The sequence below is a fragment of the Thalassospira lucentensis genome (assembly GCF_011806425.1).
GTDB classification, from domain to species: Bacteria; Pseudomonadota; Alphaproteobacteria; order Rhodospirillales; family Thalassospiraceae; genus Thalassospira; species Thalassospira lucentensis_B.
The window spans coordinates 21018-39026 of record NZ_JAATOV010000005.1; the positions used below are offsets into that span (position 1 = coordinate 21018).

The window sequence follows — 18009 nt, forward strand, 5'->3', positions numbered from 1 at the left end:
ACAGTAGGTTTGCGACGCAGCGCTGTATTGTGTGATCCAAAACTATTGCGATGACCAAAACACCGTCGTTTCACACTGATCAGACAGCTTTTGGGGGCGCTGGGGAACCGTTTATGGGGGCGGTTGAAGTCGTCCAAAACGCATATCGGGACGGCGGAAAAATCTCAGCCGTCCCGATTGGGATACATTGCGCCAAAAAACGATGAAATTGGATGCGGGCGTTCTTTTTAGATTATGACTTTTGGGTCAAGAACATTGGACCACCTTTGTGGCGCGGGAAGCCATATCCGTTGACCATGACAACATCGATCGCATCCGCGTTCATTGCGATGCCTTTGGCCAGAATGGCGTCGCCTTCGCGGCGCATGGCATCAAGGATGTTGTCCATGATTTCCGCGTCGGTGAAATCGCGGCGTGTGATGCCCTTTTTTTCAGATTCGGCAATTACAAGCGCATCAACATCCGGGTCCGGGTGGGCTTTGCCATTTTCATCATAGCGATACCAGCCAAGGCCGTTCTTTTTACCAAACCGGTCCATTTCACACAGGTAATCACCCAGCGCGACATATCGTTCGCTTGGATCGCGAAATGGCGCAAGGCGTTTGCGGGTTGCCCATGAAATTTCAAGCCCCGCCATGTCCTGCATGGCAAACAGCCCCATCGGGAAACCAAATTTTACCATGGCGTTGTCAATTTGATGGGGAAGCGCGCCATCTTCGAGCATGTATTCACACTGCTTGCGATAGGCCGACATGATGCGATTGCCAATAAAGCCATCGCAGACACCGCACGGGACGGCGATTTTGCCAAGTTTGCGGGCAAACTGCATGGCGGTGGCAAGGGTCGTGGCATCGGCCTGATCGGTACGAACCACTTCAAGCAGCTTCATGACATGGGCAGGGGAAAAGAAATGAAGCCCAATCACCCGTTCTGGATGGGCGCATTGGGCGGCAATGTCATTGATATCAAGATAGGACGTGTTCGATGCCAAAACCGCATCAGACTTGCAATGTTGGGACAATTTGCCAAACACATCATGTTTGACAGACATGTCTTCGAACACGGCTTCGATCACGAGGTCGCAATTGGCAAGGGCCGCGTAATCCGTGCTGCTGATCAGGTCGCCCAGAAGATGATCATGCTTGGTCTGATCAATAAGGCCGCGTTTAAGGGATCCGCCCAGATGATGGCGCACATTGGCAATGCCGCGTTCGCAAGCATCGTCGTCGCGTTCGATCATCACGACGGCATAGCCAGCCAACAGCGCGGCGGTGGCGATCCCGGCCCCCATGATGCCGCCGCCAATGACGCCGATTTCATGAAGCGGGCGTGGTGCTACCCCAGACAGTTCTGGCAGCTTGCCAACCGATCGCTCGGCAAAGAAAATATGACGCAGGGCCTTGGACTGGTCACTGTCGCGGAGCACGACGAACTTTTCGCGCTCGTGCGTAAGGCCTTCGGATGCGCCTTGTTCAATGCCGCATTGGATGGCCTGAACCGCGATCATTGGCGCGATTTGGCCGCGGGCCTTTTTGCGCACGGTTGCCTCGATCTCCTCCCACTGGTCACCATTTGGGACATCAACGGGACTTTGACGCAGCAGTTCGATGGGGCGCGGGCGATCCATAACGGTGCGGGCAAAATCCAGCGCCGCATCGCGAAGATCCCCATGGCAAACAGCATCCAACAGACCGATTTCATTGGCCCGGTTTGCCGAAACCGGCTTGCCGCCGGTGATCATGGTCACCGCGTCTTTGACGGGGACAAGGCGCGGAAGGCGCACAGTGCCGCCGGCACCCGGGATAAGCCCCAGATTAACTTCGGGCAGGCCAAGTTTGGCCCCCTTGTCAGCGATGCGATAATGACAGCCAAGGGCAACTTCCAAGCCCCCGCCCAAGGCATGGCCGTGAATGGCGGCAATGACTGGTTTGAGGGTGGTTTCAAGTCGCTTGATAACGTCGGGCAGGATCGGGTCCATTGGCGGTTTGCCAAATTCCGACACGTCAGCCCCGGCGATAAATGTTTTCCCGGCACAGATCAGAATGGCGACCTTAATCGCGGGATCAGCATCAATCTGATCAAGGGCCGTGACGATGCCTTGCCGAATACCATGGCTGGTGGCGTTGATCGGCGGATTGTCGATGGTGATAATGGCAATGTCGTTTTCAGTGCTTAGACTGACGGTCGACATGTTATGTATCCTCCGGATTAATCGGGTTCAGCAGGCAGGCTGTTAAATCGGATTCTGGTTCGGCCAGATCGGCGATGACGTTGAAATGGTGTTTATCCGGGGCATGGACCGCACGGGTTGATGCACCAAGCCCGGTCCAGATATTGGCCAAAAGATCGTTCTGGCGAACAAATTCCGGACGTTCCTCCGCACCAACCCAACAGGTCAGCGAACAGGGAAGTGCCGGGTTCAAAAGGGCTGCACTTTCCTGCAACGCTTCTTGATCATCGAGACCCAAAACATCATTCATCGCCGTTTTCAAAAGCGGGCGCAGGTCATGCAGCCCCGAAATCGAGACGGTATTTTTTACCCGCGCTAGGGTCGCAGGTGAGAGGGGACTTGTATTGCTGATCATACGGCTGACAAGATGGCCACCGGCGGAATGGCCGGTCAAATGGATCGGCCCTTCAATCTTGGTGGCGGCGTGATCAATTGCCGCGCCAATTTGTTGGGTGATTTTTGACAGGCGCGCATCCGGGGCCAAGGTGTAGCTTGGCATGCATACCGCCCACCCCTTGGCGACCGGGCCATTGGCAAGATGTGACCAAACCGATTTATCAAAGGCCTTCCAATACCCGCCATGGACAAACACCACCAATCCCTTGGGCGCATTTTCGGGCAGAAACAGATCGTATTTTTCGCGATCTTCTGCGCCATAGGAAACGTCAAGTTCCGCACGCTTGGCGGTGATCAGCGTTTCACGAAATGCTGCTGCCTGTTCGGACCACATGCCCGGATATGAGTTTGCATCGGCAATATGGTCGCCATTAGCATATGCGTCGTCCCAGTCGGTAATCATGTGGTGTGTTTTCCTTATTGTCGGTTGGTCGGTGATGCGCGACGGCTGTTTTGCATCAATACCGTATCCTGTTATCGCAGCGCGGGCAGCCAACGCAAATTCTAGGCAATTTTAGAGATATTTCAAACTCAAAATATTTATGCTTGAAATAAATATAAACGGGGCGTACCGTTTTGACAGTTTCCCAAAACAACCAAATAAATCAGGAAGGGAAAAGCTGGTGAAAGTAGCTTGTCTGGGTGGCGGTCCTGCGGGGCTTTATTTTGCGATATCGATGAAATTGCGTAATCCGGCCCACGAGGTCGTGGTGTTTGAACGCAACAAGCCCGACGATACGTTTGGTTGGGGCGTTGTGTTGTCTGATGAAACTCTGACAAACCTTGCCCAGAATGATCCGAAAAGCGCGGAAGCCATTCGCGATCATTTTTCCTATTGGGATGATGTCGCGGTTCATTATCGCGGGGCCAAGACGGTATCGACCGGGCATGGATTTTGCGGCATTGGCCGAAAACAGCTTTTGATCTTGCTTCAGCAGCGTGCCCGCGAACTGGGTGTTGATCTGCGTTTTGAAACCGAAGTCCACAGTGCGGCAGACTATCGCAAGGACTATGATCTTGTTGTTGCCTGCGATGGGCTAAATTCCAAAACCCGCCTTGAATATGAACAGCATTTCCAACCTGATATCGATACGCGCAAATGCAAATTTGTCTGGCTGGGGACCCATCAGAAATTTGATGATGCTTTTACCTTTATCTTTGAAGAAACCGACAAGGGTTGGGTATGGGCGCATGCCTATCAGTTTGATGATGAAACGGCGACCTTCATTGTCGAATGTTCGCAGGAAACCTGGGACGCATATGGCTTTGGCGAGATGACCAAAGAAGAATCCATCGCCACCTGCGAGGATATCTTTAAGGATCATCTTGATGGTCACAGCCTGATTAGCAATGCGCATCATGTGCGCGGTTCGGCGTGGCTGAGCTTCCCGCGTGTTTTGTGCAAAAGCTGGTCGCATGAAAATATCGTTTTGATGGGTGATGCGGCGGCAACAGCGCATTTTTCCATCGGGTCGGGTACCAAGCTTGCGCTTGAAAGTGCGATTGCGCTGGCAAATTACCTGCATTCTGAACCTGATTTGAAGTCGGCCTTTGGTAAATACGAAGATGAACGCCGTCTTGAAGTTTTGCGCCTGCAATCAGCGGCGCGCAATTCGATGGAATGGTTCGAAGAAATTGAACGCTATTTCGATTTTGATCCGGTTCAGTTTACCTATTCGCTTTTGACCCGGTCCCAACGCATCAGCCACGAAAACCTGCGGCTTCGCGATGCCAAATGGCTTGGCCAGGCAGAGGGCTGGTTCCAGGAACAGGCCGGGGTTCCGGTGCGTGATGGTGCGCGCCATCCGATGTTTGTGCCGTTCAAACTGCGCGATATGGATCTTAAAAACCGGATCGTTGTTTCCCCAATGGCGCAATATAAGGCGGTGGATGGCTGCCCGACCGATTGGCATTTGGTGCATTACGGTGAACGGGCCAAGGGCGGTGCCGGACTGGTTTATACGGAAATGACCTGTGTGTCGGCGGATGGTCGCATTACGCCCGGATGTCCGGGGATGTATGACGATGCGCATGAACAATCCTGGAAACGGATTGTTGATTTCATCCATACCGAAACCGAGGCCAAGCTGTGCATGCAGATCGGGCATGCCGGGCGCAAGGGATCAACCCAGCTTGGCTGGGATGAAATGGATGCGCCGCTTGCAGATGGGAACTGGCCGCTTTTGTCAGCGTCTGAAGTCAAATGGTCGGACCGCAATCAAGCGCCAAAGGCCATGACGCGTGATGATATGGACACGGTGCGTGATCAGTTTGTCGAAAGTGCCAAAATGGCCGATCGCGCCGGGTTTGACATGATCGAAGTCCATGCGGCACACGGGTATCTTTTGTCATCCTTCATCAGTCCGGTCAGCAATGTGCGTGACGATGAATATGGCGGGTCGCTTGAAAACCGCATGCGTTATCCGCTTGAAGTTATTAAGGCAGTACGGACTGCTTGGCCTGCGAACAAGCCGCTTTCGGTGCGTATTTCGGCCAGTGATTGGGTCGGGGACGCGGGGGTAACCCCCGAAGAAGCGGTTGAAATCGCCCGTATGCTTAAGGCCAATGACGTTGATATCTGTGACGTGTCGGCGGGGCAAACAACCATTGATGCCCGCCCGGTTTATGGGCGGATGTTCCAAACCCCGTTTTCCGATCAAATTCGCAACGAAGCCAATATCGCGACCATGGCGGTTGGCAATATTTACGAACCCGATCATGTCAATTCGATCCTGATGGCCGGGCGTGCGGACCTTGTGTGTTTGGCGCGCCCGCATTTGGCCAATCCGTATTGGACGCTGCATCAATCAGTTGCCCTTGGCAATGACACCGAAAACTGGCCGGCACCCTATTATGCCGGGCGTGATCAGATGGTCCGTTTGGCGGAACGTGCTGATGTCATGACGGGAAAGGTATAAGCAATTATGGCCGATCTTGCTGTTGGGCGCGCATTGATTACCGGGGGTGGTTCAGGTGTTGGGGCCGTGATGGCCCGCATGCTGGCCGATGCCGGGGTTAAGGTTGCCGTATCGGGGCGTCGGGGCAATGTTTTGGCCGACGTCGCCCAACATGAAAACATCACCGCCATCGTTGCCGATGTGACCGACGAGACATCGGTGCGCGACATGTATGCGACGATGGTTGGCCAGATCGGTGCGCCGGATCTTGTGATTGCCAATGCCGGAATGGCCGAAAGTGCGCCAATTGGCAAAACATCGACCGATCTGTGGCGCCAAACCATGGATGTGAATTTGACCGGTACGTTCCTGACCTTCCGCGAAGGATTGGCCGTGATGGACAAAAACAAGCCCGGTCGTTTGATCTCGATTGCCTCGACCGCCGGGCTTAAGGGCTATGCCTATGTCAGCGCGTATTGCGCGGCGAAACATGGTGTGGTCGGGCTGGTCAAAGGCATGGCGGCCGAACTTGCCAGCAGTGCGATAACCGTCAATGCGGTTTGTCCGGGCTTTATGGAAACACCGATGCTTGAAAAGTCGGTTGAAAACATCGTTGCCAAAACCGGGATGAGTTCGACCGATGCCCGCGCAAGCCTTGCCAAAATTAATCCCCAAAACCGCTTCATCGCGCCAGAAGAAGTAGCCAATACCGTCATGTGGCTTTGCAGCCCACAGGCGGCATCCATGACCGGACAGACGATTTCTGTATCGGGAGGAGAAATATGAATATGAATCATTCCGATGACCAGCGCGACCAGATGGACAATGAAACATCTGATCTTTCCAAGGCACGTCTGCGCGCATGGCTTCAGATTTTAAAGGTATCGCGCAAGATCGAAGGCGAATTGCGTGAAAAAATGCGCATCGAATTCGGATCGACCTTGCCGCGTTTTGATGTCTTGGCCGCCCTGTACCGGGAACGCGACGGCATGCGCATGAGCGAACTTTCAAAATCATTGATGGTGTCGAACGGCAATGTCACCGGGATTGTGGATCGGCTTGTTAGCGAAGGATTGCTGGTGCGGGTGCCGGTCGAAAATGATCGCCGCGCATCGATTGTCCGCCTGACCGAAGCGGGTGAGAAGGATTTTGCCGAACGTGCGCTTGTCCATGAAGCTTGGGTGTCGGAGCTGTTTTCCGATCTTTCGGCCCGTGATGCCGATGGTTTGATCCGTATCCTGCGTACCATTTCCCATCATAACGAGGCGCCCCATGACTAAAATGGCCAACATCAAACCGACCCATTTTAACTGGCGCATGGAAGGCGACGTTGCGGTTATTTCGCTGGATCGTCCTGATCGTAAAAACCCGCTGACGTTTGAAAGCTATGCCGAACTTCGCGATACGTTCCGCGATCTGGTCTATGCCGATGATGTTAAGGCGGTGGTGTTTGGATCAAATGGCGGCAATTTCTGTTCAGGCGGGGATGTGCATGACATTATTGGTCCGCTGATTGCCAAGGACATGAAGGGGCTTTTGGAATTCACCCGCATGACCGGCGATTTGGTCAAATCGATCATTGGCTGTGGCAAACCGGTGATTGCGGCGGTCGACGGCGTGTGTGTCGGGGCCGGGGCGATTATTGCCATGGCGTCCGACCTTCGATTGGCGACGGAAGCATCGAAAACAGCGTTTCTGTTTACCCGTGTCGGGTTGGCCGGCTGTGACATGGGGGCATGTGCCATTCTGCCGCGTATTATCGGGCAGGGCCGTGCGGCAGAACTTTTATATACCGGGCGTTCCATGTCCGCCGAAGAAGGCGAACGTTGGGGATTTTATAACCGTCTGGTCGATGCCGACGTGCTGGAGGCAGAGGCCATCGCCCTTGCCACCCGGATTTCGCAAGGCCCGAATTTCGGTCACATGATAACCAAGACCATGCTGGCCCAAGAATGGAATATGTCGATCGAACAGGCGATCGAGGCCGAAGCACAGGCGCAAGCGATCTGTATGCAGACCGAAGATTTCAATCGCGCCTATAAGGCCTTTGTCGCCAAAGAAAAACCGGTATTTGAGGGCGATTGATGGCAGATACATCCTTCCTTGATTGGCCGTTTTTCGAAGACCGCCACCGTGAATTGGCGGTAAAGCTTGATCAATGGGCGGCATCGAACCTTGGCGGTATTGATCACAGTGATGTCGATGATGCCTGCCGCGATTTGGTCGGGCGGTTGGCCGATGGCGGATGGTTAAAGCATGCGGCGATTGATCCCAATGATGATGGATCAAAACTGGATGTCCGATCCCTGTGTCTGATCCGCGAAACTTTGGCGCGGTACGACGGATTGGCCGATTTCGCCTTTGCCATGCAAGGCTTGGGGAGCGGCGCGATCTCTTTGTTTGGAACCGAAGCCCACCGGGGGGATTGGCTTTCGAAAGTACGTTCTGGCACGGGGATCGCCGCCTTCGCCCTGACCGAGCCGCAATCGGGGTCCGATGTTGCCAATATCGCCCTTGATGCCCAGCGTGATGGTGATTTTTTTGTTCTAAACGGCGAAAAAACCTGGATTTCCAATGGCGGGATTGCCGATTTTTACTGCGTCTTTGCCCGTACTGGCGAAGCCCCGGGTGCCAAGGGATTATCGGCCTTTGTCATTTCGGCGGACACACCGGGGTTGGAGATTGCTGAACGGCTGCACACGATTGCGCCGCATCCGCTTGCACGGTTGAAATTCACCGATTGCCGTATCCCCAAAGATGCCCTGATCGGTTCGGGTGGGGATGGTTTTAAAATTGCGATGTCGGTTTTGGATGTTTTCCGGTCAACCGTTGCCGCCGCGGCCCTTGGCTTTGCGCGCCGGGCGCTTGATGAAACAATCAAACGGGTTCAGCAACGCGAACTTTTTGGTGCGCCGCTTTTTGATCTGCAAATGGTTCAGGGCCATGTTGCCGATATGGCGCTTGATATCGATGCATCGGCCCTTTTGGTTTATCGCGCGGCGTGGCTTAAGGACAGTGGCGCCCCACGTGTGAGCCGTGAAGCGGCCATGGCAAAACTTTATGCAACCGATCATGCACAAACCGTCATTGATAAGGCGGTGCAAATTCATGGCGGCGATGGTGTGCGCAGTGGGCACATCATTGAACTGCTGTATCGGGAAATTCGCGCCCTTCGTATTTATGAAGGCGCATCAGACGTCCAAAAAATAATCATCGCACGGCAAACGCTGGCGGAATAATGGCTTTATCAGGGGCTTTACAATGCTTGGACCGACTGCACATACGGACCACTTCACGCGCGACAATCTGCCGCCAACGGCAGACTGGCCAGAGTTCAATTTGGACCAGTTTGCCTATCCCGACTATTTGAATGCCGGGGTCGAACTGACCGATAAAATGGTCGAACAGGGATTTGGCGATAACACCGCCCTGATCGGCAATGGCCGCCAGCGCACCTATAAGGAACTGGCAGACTGGACAAACCGGATTGCGCATGCGCTGGTCGAAGATTACGGGGTGAAACCGGGCAACCGGGTTTTGATCCGTTCGGCGAATAATCCGGCCATGGTGGCGTGCTGGTTGGCAGCGACCAAGGCAGGGGCGGTTGTGGTCAATACCATGCCGATGCTGCGATCTGGGGAACTGTCGCAGATTGTCGATAAGGCAGAAATCGAATTTGCCCTGTGTGATACGCGCTTGATGGATGAAATGGTGGCCTGTGCCAAGGACAGCGCGTTTCTGAAAAAGGTCATCGGATTTGACGGCACAGCCAATCACGATGCCGAACTTGATCGCATTGCCCTGACAAAATCGGTCAAGTTCGAGGCGGTTAAAACCGGCCGCGATGACGTGGCGTTGCTTGGCTTTACATCCGGCACTACGGGAAGCCCAAAGGCGACCATGCATTTCCATCGTGATCTTTTGATCATTGCTGATGGCTATGCCAAGGAAGTGCTTAATGTGACGCCGGATGATGTGTTTGTTGGGTCGCCGCCGCTTGCCTTTACGTTTGGTTTGGGGGGGCTTGCGATTTTCCCGCTGCGTTTTGGGGCGACGGCGACGTTGCTTGAAAAGGCATCCCCGCCCAACATGATTGAAATCATCGAAAAATATAAGGCGACCGTTTGCTTTACCGCACCGACGGCCTATCGCGTGATGTTGTCGGCCATGGAAGACGGGGCGGATTTGTCATCGCTGCGTGCGGCGGTCTCAGCCGGGGAAACTTTGCCAGCACCGGTATATGATGCCTGGATGAAAAAAACCGGCAAGCCGATGCTAGATGGCATCGGGGCGACCGAAATGCTGCATATCTTTATTTCCAACCGATTTGGCGACAGTCACCCTGCGTGTACCGGGCGTCCGGTGGGCGGCTATGAAGCCAAGATCGTGGATCATGACATGAACGAAGTTCCGGTTGGTACGGTTGGGAAACTGGCCGTGCGCGGGCCGACGGGGTGCCGGTATCTTGATGATGTGCGCCAATGCACCTATGTGCGCGATGGCTGGAACCTGACCGGGGATGCGTTCTTTGTGGATGAAGACGGCTATTACCATTTTGCCGCGCGCAATGACGATATGATCGTCTCGGCCGGGTATAATATCGCCGGGCCAGAGGTCGAAGCCGCCCTTCTTTCCCATCCAAATGTTGCCGAATGTGCAGTGATTGGTGCCCCCGATGAAGATCGCGGCACAATTGTCGAGGCACATGTGGTTCTGACAACCGATGTGCATCCATCACCAGAGATGGCCAAACTATTGCAAGATCATGTAAAAGCGACGATTGCGCCTTATAAATATCCGCGCTCTGTCGTGTTTATCGAGGCCCTGCCAAAAACGGCAACTGGAAAAATCCAGCGCTTTAGACTGAAACAGGAAATGTCTGCATGATCGACTTCGCTGCCACCAAATCCCTTTTTCATATTCCCGACGGGGTCATTTACCTTGACGGAAACTCGCTTGGTATGATGCCAAAATCGGCGGCAAACCGCGCCAAGGCGATGATCGAAGAAGAATGGGGTGAAATGCTGATCCGGGGCTGGAACGATGCCAAATGGATGGCGCAGCCCGAACGTGTTGGCAATCTTGTTGCGCGTTTGATTGGGGCGGCACCGGGCACGGTGGTGATGGGCGATACCTTGTCGATCAAGGTGTATCAGGCGCTGGCCAGTGCGTTGGAACTTCGGCCTGATCGCAAGGTGATTGTGTCAGATAACGGCAATTTCCCGACCGATCTTTATATCGCCGAGGGACTGATCAAAAGCCTTGATAAGGGGCATGTCCTTAAAACGCCAAACCCCGAAGACGTCGAAAGCCTGATTAACGAAGACCTTGCTGTGTTGATGTTGACCCAGGTCGATTATCGCACCGGGCGCATGTATGACATGAAACGCATCACGGATCTTGCCCATGCGGCGGGGGCGATTGTGATTTGGGATTTGGCCCATTCGGCGGGGGCCGTTCCGATTGATCTGGCAGGATGCAATGCCGATTTTGCGGTGGGCTGTACCTATAAGTACCTCAACGGTGGTCCGGGTGCGCCGGCGTTTATTTATGCGCGCCCCGATCATGCCAAAACCGTGCGTCCGGCCCTTTCGGGTTGGTTGGGCCACGCGCAGCCATTTGCCTTTGATCGTGATTATACCCCGGCACCTGATGTTTCGCGGATGCGGGTGGGCACGCCACCGGTTATTCAAATGACGGTCCTGGAAGAAGCGATGAAAGCGTGGGACGGCATTGAAATGGCCGATATCCGCAAACGTAGTATTGAGCTGTGCGAACAGTTTATTGCCGGGGTTGAGGCAACCTGTCCGATGCTTGAACTTGCCAGCCCGCGCGATGCGCAACACCGCGGGTCACAGGTGTCGTTCAAGTTTGATCAGGGCTATGCCGTGATGCAGGCACTGATCGCGCGCGGTGTGATTGGTGATTTCCGAGCACCTGACATCATTCGTTTTGGGTTTACCCCGCTTTATATCGACAACAATGATGTCGATGGCGCGGTTAAAATTCTGGCCGAGATCATGGAAACCAAATCCTGGGATAAGCCAGAATTCCATAAACGCAATGCGGTGACTTGATCATGTCTGAGCAAAGCAAAAAAAACAACCAAACCAAACCATACGATCCCAGCACCGAGGGCGCGTGCACGGATTTTTCCGATCAGATGTCCTATGGGGATTACCTGTCGCTTGATGCGATCCTGACGGCTCAGCATCCAAAATCCGATGCCCATGACGAGTTGTTGTTTATCATTCAGCATCAGACGTCGGAACTTTGGATGAAGCTTGCGATCCGTGAAATCAGTGCGGCCCGCACCACCATGCAGGCCGGTGATTTGCGCCCGGCATTTAAAATGTTGGCCCGCGTTTCACGTATTTTCGAGCAGCTTAATAATGCATGGGACGTTCTGCGCACCATGACGCCAAGCGACTATACGACGTTTCGCGATGCGTTGGGCCCGTCATCGGGTTTTCAATCCTATCAGTATCGTCAGATCGAATTCATGCTGGGCAACCGTAATCCTGCAATGTTGCGTCCGCATGAGCACCGCGAAGACATTCTGGAAATGCTCAAACAAGAATTGGCAACGCCCAGCTTGTATGACGCGGCGTTGGGGCTTTTGGGTGGTGCTGGCATTGACGTGCCCGATCATATCCTCCGCCGTGATGTGTCGCAGCCTTATACGCCAGATGATGGGGTGATTGCGGCCTGGCACAAGGTTTACAGCGATACGTCCAAATATTGGTCGCTCTATGAACTGGCGGAAAAGCTTGTGGATTTTGAAGACTATTTCCGTCGCTGGCGCTTTAACCATGTGACCACTGTCGAACGCGTGATTGGTTTTAAACGCGGAACAGGGGGCACGGGGGGTGTCAGTTACTTAAAGAAAATGCTCGAAGTTGAACTGTTCCCGGAACTTTGGCGGGTGCGCACGGCGCTTTGAGGATGGACGGGCATGATGCAAATACTGCAAGATCAGGGGCAGGCATCATGTGCGTTAAAACCGTAACGTAAAACGAATAATAATTGCGGAAACAACGTGTTGCTAAATCGAAAAAAACATAAACACGGAGGCTTAAATGAAGGGCATTAAGACAACCATTGCAGCTGTTGCTGCCTTGTTTGTTGCTGGGGCGGCGCAGGCCGATCCGGTAAAGGTTGGCATGATCACCACACTTTCGGGCGGTGGTGCCAGCTTGGGGATTGATGCACGTGACGGCTTTATGCTGGCGGTCAAACAGGCAAACAATCCCGATCTGGAAGTCGTGATCGAAGATGACCAACGCAAACCGGACGTTGCTGTTCAGCTTGCTGATAAAATGATTCAGCAGGAAAAGGTTGATGTTCTGACCGGTATTATCTGGTCGAACCTTGCGATGGCGGTGGTGCCGTCCGCGGTTGCACAAGATAAATTCTATCTGTCGGTTAATGCCGCCCCGTCGCAATTGGCGGGCAAAGGCTGCAACGCGAACTATTTCAGCATTTCCTATCAGAACGATAACCTGCACGAAGCAGCCGGCGGCTATGCATCAAGTGCGGGATATGAAAACGCGTTTATCTTGGCGCCGAACTATCCGGCGGGCAAAGATTCTCTGGCAGGCTTTAAGCGGTTCTTTATGGGCGAGATTTCTGGTGAAGTTTACACCAAACTTGGTCAAACCGATTATGCAGCAGAAATCGCAGAAATCCGTGCTTCTGGTGCGGATAGTGTGTTCTTCTTCCTGCCGGGCGGTATGGGCATCGCGTTCATGAAACAGTACGCCCAGTCGGGTGTGGATATTCCGTTGATCGGTCCGGCATTCTCGATGGATCAGGGGATCCTTGGCGCGGTTGGTGATGCGGCACTTGGTGTGAAAAACACCGCCAACTGGTCAAAAGACATCGACAACGCCACCAACAAGGCGTTCGTTGAAACGTTCCAGGCCGAATATGGCCGTTTGCCGTCAATCTATGCGTCTTATGGCTTTGACACGGCGAACCTTTTGCTGTCGGCGATGGACAAAGCAAATGTGTCGGACAAGGAAGCATTCCGCGATGCGTTGCGCGCAGCCGATTTTAATTCGGTCCGTGGCAAGTTTGTCTTTGGCCCGAACCAGCATCCGGTTCAGGACATTTATGTCCGTGAAGTCATCAAAGAAGGCGACGTTTTGACCAACAAAATTGTTGGTGTTGCCCTTAAAGATCATGCCGATGCGTATGCGTCGGACTGCTCGATGTAATTACGGGCAAACAAGACGGCGGGGGCCGTTATCCATATCGGTTTCGGTCCCCGACCACCTTGTGACGGAGTTTCCTAATAATGTTTACGCTTTTTCTGGAGCAGCTCTTAAACGGCCTTCAGTCTGGGGTGATGCTGTTTTTAATGGCATCGGGGCTGACGCTTGTTTTTGGTGTGATGGGGCTGATTAATCTGGCCCATGGGTCGCTCTATATGGTGGGTGCGTTTGCCTGTGCGGCGGTGGCGGCATGGACCGGGTCATTTTGGCTTGGCCTTGTTGCCAGCTTGATGGCGGCGGCCATTGCCGGTGCGCTGGTTGAAATATTGATTATTCGCCGTCTTTATAACCGTGATCATTTGGATCAGGTGTTGGCGACATTTGCCCTTATTTTGATTTTTTCCGAAGGGACCCGCTGGATATTCGGATCCTTCCCATTGTTTTTAAGTGTCCCGGAATTTCTGACCGGCACGGTCATGATGCCCGGTGAATTCCAATACCCGCTGTTCAGACTTGCGATCATTATTGCCGGTTTTGTCGTGGCGGTTGGATTGTTCTTGTTGATTGGCAAAACCCGCCTTGGCATTCGTATTCGCGCGGGCGAAGCCGATCGCGGCATGATCGCGGCATTGGGTGTCGATATTGATCGTCTTTACACGATTGTCTTTGCCCTTGGTGCGGCCTTGGCCGGTCTTGCCGGTGCGTTTGTTGGCACCACCCAGTCGGTTCAGGTCGGCATGGGTGAACCGGTTCTTATTCTGGCATTTGTTGTGATCGTGATTGGGGGGATCGGGTCGATCAAGGGGGCCTTGATCGGATCGCTTTTGGTTGGGTTTACCGACACGATGGGGCGTTTTTTATTGCCGCACGCATTCGCGACATTCCTTGATCCGGCAAGTGCGACCGCGATTGGGTCGGCCCTTGCATCCATGTTGATTTATATCGTTATGGCGCTGGTCTTGTTCCTGCGGCCAAGCGGTTTGTTCGGGACGGAAGCCTGATATGACCATGAACCGCGAAACACTTATCAATTCGATCCTTGGCTTGGCCTTGGTGGCGGTCCCATTGATCGCCCTTGGCATGGACGAGCCGTTTATCATTACCTTGGCAACCAAGGTGGCGATCTTTGCCATGGCTGGTGTCGGGCTTAACCTTGTTCTGGGGTATGGCGGGCTTGTGTCGTTTGGCCATGCTGCGTTTTTTGGCATAGGTGGCTATGCGGCGGGTATCCTTGCCAGTCATGCGCTGAATTACGAACCGATCATGACATGGCCGTTTGAGGTCGAAGGCACCACCCAGATGATTGTTATCTGGATTGTCGCCTTGGTGGCATCGGCGCTGATTGCCTTGGCGATTGGGGCGATCACACTGCGCACAAGTGGTGTCTATTTCATCATGATCACCTTGGCCTTTGCGCAGATGATTTATTACTTCGCGATTTCCTGGCCGGCTTATGGCGGGGAAGACGGGCTATCGATCTATGTGCGGAATGGGTTCCCGGGGCTTAATACCCTTGATCCGATCAGTTTCTTTGCGCTGTGTGCGGTGATGCTGGGTCTTGCGATGGCATTTTCCGCCGTTCTGATCCGGTCGCGCTTTGGTCTTGCGTTACAAGGTGCGCGGCAAAACAGTCAGCGGATGACAGCGGTTGGCATTGCGCCATTTCGCATTCGTCTGGTGGCGTTTGTGATTTCGGCGATGATCACCGCATTGGCCGGTGCGCTTTATGCCGATCTTAACCGGTTTGTCAGCCCGACAATGATGTCTTGGCATATGTCGGGTGAAATCATGGTGTTTGTCATTCTGGGCGGTGTTGGGCGCCTGTTTGGGCCGTTGGCCGGGGCGGGGCTTTACATCATTTTAGAACATCTGTTGGGCAGTTCGTTCGAATATTGGCAATTGCCGTTGGGTGTGTTGCTGCTGATCGTGGTTTTGTTCGCGCGCGGTGGTCTTGTGGGTGTCTTGGCGGGGGAACGCAAACATGCCTGAAGCCATTCTTTCGCTATCACATATCACCAAGCAATTCGGGTCGCTTCTTGCCAGTGACGATGTGACGCTTGATCTGCGCGCGGGGGAAATTCACGCGCTGATCGGGCCAAACGGGGCGGGGAAATCCACCCTGATCAAACAGATCGCGGGCGAGCTTAAATCCGACCGCGGTGACATTCATTTCAACGGCCAAAACATCAATGGTCTTGATGCGGTTGCCCGCACGCGCATGGGCCTTGCCAGAACGTTTCAGGTGTCATCCTTGATGCCGGAATTCTCGGTTCTGCAAAATGTGATGCTGGCGCGCCAGTCGGTCAGCGGCAAGGTGTTTCGGTTCTTCCGCCCGGTGTTAAGCGACGCGTCGCTTGTCGATCCGGCGATGGCGCAGCTTGAACGGGTTGGACTTGCAGACCGCGCGCAGATGCGTGCGGCCGATATTTCCCACGGCGAACGTCGCCAGTTGGAAATGGCGGTTGCCCTTGCCCTTGAACCACGGGCGTTTTTATTGGACGAGCCGATGGCCGGCATGGGGCCCGAGGGTTCCAAACGCCTGACCGGTTTTTTGGATGGATTGCGCGCACAAGCACCGATCCTTTTGGTCGAACATGACATGGACGCGGTATTTGCCTTGGCCGACCGGATTTCGGTTTTGGTCTATGGCCGGGTGATTGCCACGGGCACCGTCGATGACATCCGTGGAAATGACGATGTCAAACGCGCCTATCTCGGGGAGGAAGCATAATATGACGGCACTTCTCGAACTTTCTGGTGTGACGGCGTTTTACGGCGCATCACAGGCATTGTTTGGCATTGATTTGTCCCTGAACGAAGGCGAAGCCGTCGCCCTTATGGGGCGCAATGGCATGGGCAAAACAACGACCATTAAAACCATTTGCCGCATGATGGATCACCGCGATGGCACCGTGCATTTTGCCGGACAGGATTTGGCGAAGCTGCCGTCACACAAAGCGGCACGCTTGGGGCTTGGCCTTGTGCCCGAAGGTCGGCGCTGCTTTGCGCGGCTCAGCGTGATGGAAAATCTGGTCGCCGCAGCCCGTCCGGGGGAATGGGATTTTGACCGGGTCGCGGGCCTATTTCCGCGCCTTGCCGAACGGCGCGATCAAAAGGCCATGACGCTTTCGGGTGGGGAGCAACAAATGCTGGCGATTGGCCGTGCATTGATGACCAATCCGCGTCTGTTGATTTTGGACGAAGCCACCGAGGGTCTGGCACCGGTTGTCCGTCAGGAAATCTGGGCGGCGATCAATCAGCTTAAGCAATCTGGTTTGACCATTTTGGTGGTGGATAAATCGCTTAAGGAATTATCGGGTGTCGCAGATCGCTATGTGATTGTCGAAAAGGGTGTCACCGCCTGGAGTGGTGCGGTTAACGAACTGACCGATGCCCTTGCTGATCGTTATTTGGGGGTCTGACATGGCGGTGTTTACCTATCGGCAAAAAGTCCTGTTTCAGCATTGCGATCCGGCCGGGATTGTTTTTTATCCCCGCTATTTCGAGATGGTGAATGCCACGGTCGAAGAATGGTTCGATGTGGTCATTGGATGTGGTTTTCCAACCATGCATGGCCCGATGCAGGTCGCGGTCCCCACGGCGGGGCTGACGGTTGCGTTTACCGCGCCCAGTATGCTGGGCGATCAATTGGAATTTCGTCTGATCCCCATTCGGATTGGGCGATCCAGTCTGGAACTGGACATCACCGCACATGCGGGCGACGAGCAACGTCTGAAAACGACGGTAACATTGGTCTTTACGAAAAAAGGGGCAGGGAAGTCAGTGGCGTGGCCAGATGATTTACGTGCCAAAATCGAAAAAGAAATCAATCAAGTGGTAGAAAAAAATGCATAAAATCGTTCAGCCAGACGGATGGAAAGAGCCCAAGGGATATGCAAACGGTGTATTGGCAGAAGGTGCAACGTTGTATATCGGCGGACAGATCGGTTGGAACGCCGATCAGGTTTTTGTTGCCAAGGATTTCGTCGGTCAGATGGAACAGGCGCTGATCAATATCCGTGATGTTCTTGAGGCCGGCGGCGGCAGCCCGGAACACCTGACGCGATTGACATGGTATGTCACCGATAAGCAGGAATACCTCGCCAAACAGCGCGAAGTTGGTCAGGCCTATCGCCGCGTTCTTGGCAAACATTTCCCGGCAATGACCATGGTTGTGGTCAGCGCATTGGTCGAAGACGAGGCCATGATCGAGATCGAAGCAACGGCCGTGATCCCGAATTAAACCGGTTTTGTGAACGGCGCTGCGGAT

Annotated in this window: 17 protein-coding genes; 15 read left to right on the forward strand and 2 right to left on the reverse strand. The window is 54.0% G+C overall.

The features are described 5' to 3' along the window. Window positions 1–232 precede the first annotated feature (232 nt). Entirely contained in the window at window positions 233–2191 is a 1959-nt protein-coding gene (locus HCZ99_RS15205) for a 3-hydroxyacyl-CoA dehydrogenase NAD-binding domain-containing protein (protein WP_167447884.1), read from the reverse strand. A gap of 1 nt (window position 2192) precedes the next feature. Then, window positions 2193–3029 carry an alpha/beta hydrolase gene (locus HCZ99_RS15210; protein ID WP_167447885.1) on the reverse strand — a complete coding sequence of 279 codons (837 nt, stop codon included), beginning with the start codon at window positions 3027–3029 and terminating at the stop codon, window positions 2193–2195. Between the two features lie 220 nt (window positions 3030–3249). On the opposite strand from HCZ99_RS15210, the gene HCZ99_RS15215 reads away from it, so the two are divergent. The 15 genes from HCZ99_RS15215 (at window position 3250) to HCZ99_RS15285 (ending at window position 17982) form a co-directional block, all read left to right on the forward strand. After that, complete coding sequence (locus HCZ99_RS15215) at window positions 3250–5544, forward strand: bifunctional salicylyl-CoA 5-hydroxylase/oxidoreductase (protein WP_167447886.1); 2295 nt, start codon at window positions 3250–3252, stop codon at window positions 5542–5544. Window positions 5545–5550: 6 nt separating this feature from the next. After that, entirely contained in the window at window positions 5551–6309 is a 759-nt protein-coding gene (locus HCZ99_RS15220; RefSeq protein WP_167447887.1) for an SDR family NAD(P)-dependent oxidoreductase, read from the forward strand. After that, a complete protein-coding gene (locus HCZ99_RS15225) occupies window positions 6306–6803 on the forward strand; it encodes a MarR family winged helix-turn-helix transcriptional regulator (RefSeq protein ID WP_217701515.1) in 498 nt (165 codons plus the stop codon). The genes HCZ99_RS15220 and HCZ99_RS15225 overlap by 4 nt, the downstream gene beginning before the upstream one ends. Further along, complete coding sequence (locus HCZ99_RS15230; RefSeq protein WP_167447888.1) at window positions 6796–7608, forward strand: enoyl-CoA hydratase family protein; 813 nt, start codon at window positions 6796–6798, stop codon at window positions 7606–7608. The genes HCZ99_RS15225 and HCZ99_RS15230 overlap by 8 nt, the downstream gene beginning before the upstream one ends. Further along, the gene (locus HCZ99_RS15235; protein WP_167447889.1) at window positions 7608–8762 is read left to right on the forward strand and encodes an acyl-CoA dehydrogenase family protein; all 1155 of its coding nucleotides are present in this window, start codon (window positions 7608–7610) and stop codon (window positions 8760–8762) included. The genes HCZ99_RS15230 and HCZ99_RS15235 overlap by 1 nt, the downstream gene beginning before the upstream one ends. A gap of 22 nt (window positions 8763–8784) precedes the next feature. Continuing rightward, window positions 8785–10410 (forward strand): AMP-binding protein, encoded by a 1626-nt coding sequence (locus HCZ99_RS15240; protein ID WP_167447890.1) that lies wholly within the window; start codon window positions 8785–8787, stop codon window positions 10408–10410. Further along, window positions 10407–11600, forward strand: a complete 1194-nt coding sequence (gene kynU, locus HCZ99_RS15245; protein ID WP_167447891.1) for a kynureninase — start codon at window positions 10407–10409, stop codon at window positions 11598–11600. The genes HCZ99_RS15240 and kynU overlap by 4 nt, the downstream gene beginning before the upstream one ends. Window positions 11601–11602: 2 nt before the next feature. After that, window positions 11603–12466 (forward strand): tryptophan 2,3-dioxygenase, encoded by an 864-nt coding sequence (gene kynA, locus HCZ99_RS15250; RefSeq protein WP_167447892.1) that lies wholly within the window; start codon window positions 11603–11605, stop codon window positions 12464–12466. 136 nt (window positions 12467–12602) lie between these two features. Further along, window positions 12603–13742, forward strand: coding sequence for an ABC transporter substrate-binding protein (locus HCZ99_RS15255; protein ID WP_167447893.1), 1140 nt, complete (start codon window positions 12603–12605; stop codon window positions 13740–13742). A gap of 80 nt (window positions 13743–13822) precedes the next feature. Next, window positions 13823–14740, forward strand: a complete 918-nt coding sequence (locus tag HCZ99_RS15260; RefSeq protein ID WP_175581543.1) for a branched-chain amino acid ABC transporter permease — start codon at window positions 13823–13825, stop codon at window positions 14738–14740. Window position 14741: 1 nt separating this feature from the next. Further along, window positions 14742–15728, forward strand: a complete 987-nt coding sequence (locus HCZ99_RS15265; protein ID WP_167447894.1) for a branched-chain amino acid ABC transporter permease — start codon at window positions 14742–14744, stop codon at window positions 15726–15728. Beyond that, a complete protein-coding gene (locus HCZ99_RS15270) occupies window positions 15721–16470 on the forward strand; it encodes an ABC transporter ATP-binding protein (protein ID WP_167447895.1) in 750 nt (249 codons plus the stop codon). Before HCZ99_RS15265 ends, HCZ99_RS15270 begins: the two co-directional genes overlap by 8 nt. A 1-nt stretch (window position 16471) precedes the next feature. Further along, on the forward strand, window positions 16472–17161 hold the full coding sequence (locus HCZ99_RS15275) for an ABC transporter ATP-binding protein (RefSeq protein ID WP_167447896.1): 690 nt from the start codon (window positions 16472–16474) through the stop codon (window positions 17159–17161). Between the two features lies 1 nt (window position 17162). Continuing rightward, window positions 17163–17594, forward strand: a complete 432-nt coding sequence (locus HCZ99_RS15280; RefSeq protein ID WP_167447897.1) for an acyl-CoA thioesterase — start codon at window positions 17163–17165, stop codon at window positions 17592–17594. Next, complete coding sequence (locus tag HCZ99_RS15285) at window positions 17587–17982, forward strand: RidA family protein (protein ID WP_167447898.1); 396 nt, start codon at window positions 17587–17589, stop codon at window positions 17980–17982. Before HCZ99_RS15280 ends, HCZ99_RS15285 begins: the two co-directional genes overlap by 8 nt. The last annotated feature ends 27 nt before the right edge of the window (window positions 17983–18009 follow it).

Excerpts from the sequence above, each read along its gene's own strand:
- HCZ99_RS15205 (WP_167447884.1), bottom strand. The coding sequence starts at position 2,191 with ATGTCGACCGTCAGTCTAAGCACTGAAAACGACATTGCCATTATCACC.
- HCZ99_RS15210 (WP_167447885.1), bottom strand. The coding sequence starts at position 3,029 with ATGATTACCGACTGGGACGACGCATATGCTAATGGCGACCATATTGCC.
- HCZ99_RS15220 (WP_167447887.1), top strand. The coding sequence starts at position 5,551 with ATGGCCGATCTTGCTGTTGGGCGCGCATTGATTACCGGGGGTGGTTCA.
- HCZ99_RS15225 (WP_217701515.1), top strand. The coding sequence starts at position 6,306 with ATGAATATGAATCATTCCGATGACCAGCGCGACCAGATGGACAATGAA.
- HCZ99_RS15230 (WP_167447888.1), top strand. The coding sequence starts at position 6,796 with ATGACTAAAATGGCCAACATCAAACCGACCCATTTTAACTGGCGCATG.
- HCZ99_RS15235 (WP_167447889.1), top strand. The coding sequence starts at position 7,608 with ATGGCAGATACATCCTTCCTTGATTGGCCGTTTTTCGAAGACCGCCAC.
- HCZ99_RS15240 (WP_167447890.1), top strand. The coding sequence starts at position 8,785 with ATGCTTGGACCGACTGCACATACGGACCACTTCACGCGCGACAATCTG.
- kynU (WP_167447891.1), top strand. The coding sequence starts at position 10,407 with ATGATCGACTTCGCTGCCACCAAATCCCTTTTTCATATTCCCGACGGG.
- kynA (WP_167447892.1), top strand. The coding sequence starts at position 11,603 with ATGTCTGAGCAAAGCAAAAAAAACAACCAAACCAAACCATACGATCCC.
- HCZ99_RS15255 (WP_167447893.1), top strand. The coding sequence starts at position 12,603 with ATGAAGGGCATTAAGACAACCATTGCAGCTGTTGCTGCCTTGTTTGTT.
- HCZ99_RS15260 (WP_175581543.1), top strand. The coding sequence starts at position 13,823 with ATGTTTACGCTTTTTCTGGAGCAGCTCTTAAACGGCCTTCAGTCTGGG.
- HCZ99_RS15265 (WP_167447894.1), top strand. The coding sequence starts at position 14,742 with ATGACCATGAACCGCGAAACACTTATCAATTCGATCCTTGGCTTGGCC.
- HCZ99_RS15270 (WP_167447895.1), top strand. The coding sequence starts at position 15,721 with ATGCCTGAAGCCATTCTTTCGCTATCACATATCACCAAGCAATTCGGG.
- HCZ99_RS15275 (WP_167447896.1), top strand. The coding sequence starts at position 16,472 with ATGACGGCACTTCTCGAACTTTCTGGTGTGACGGCGTTTTACGGCGCA.
- HCZ99_RS15280 (WP_167447897.1), top strand. The coding sequence starts at position 17,163 with ATGGCGGTGTTTACCTATCGGCAAAAAGTCCTGTTTCAGCATTGCGAT.
- HCZ99_RS15285 (WP_167447898.1), top strand. The coding sequence starts at position 17,587 with ATGCATAAAATCGTTCAGCCAGACGGATGGAAAGAGCCCAAGGGATAT.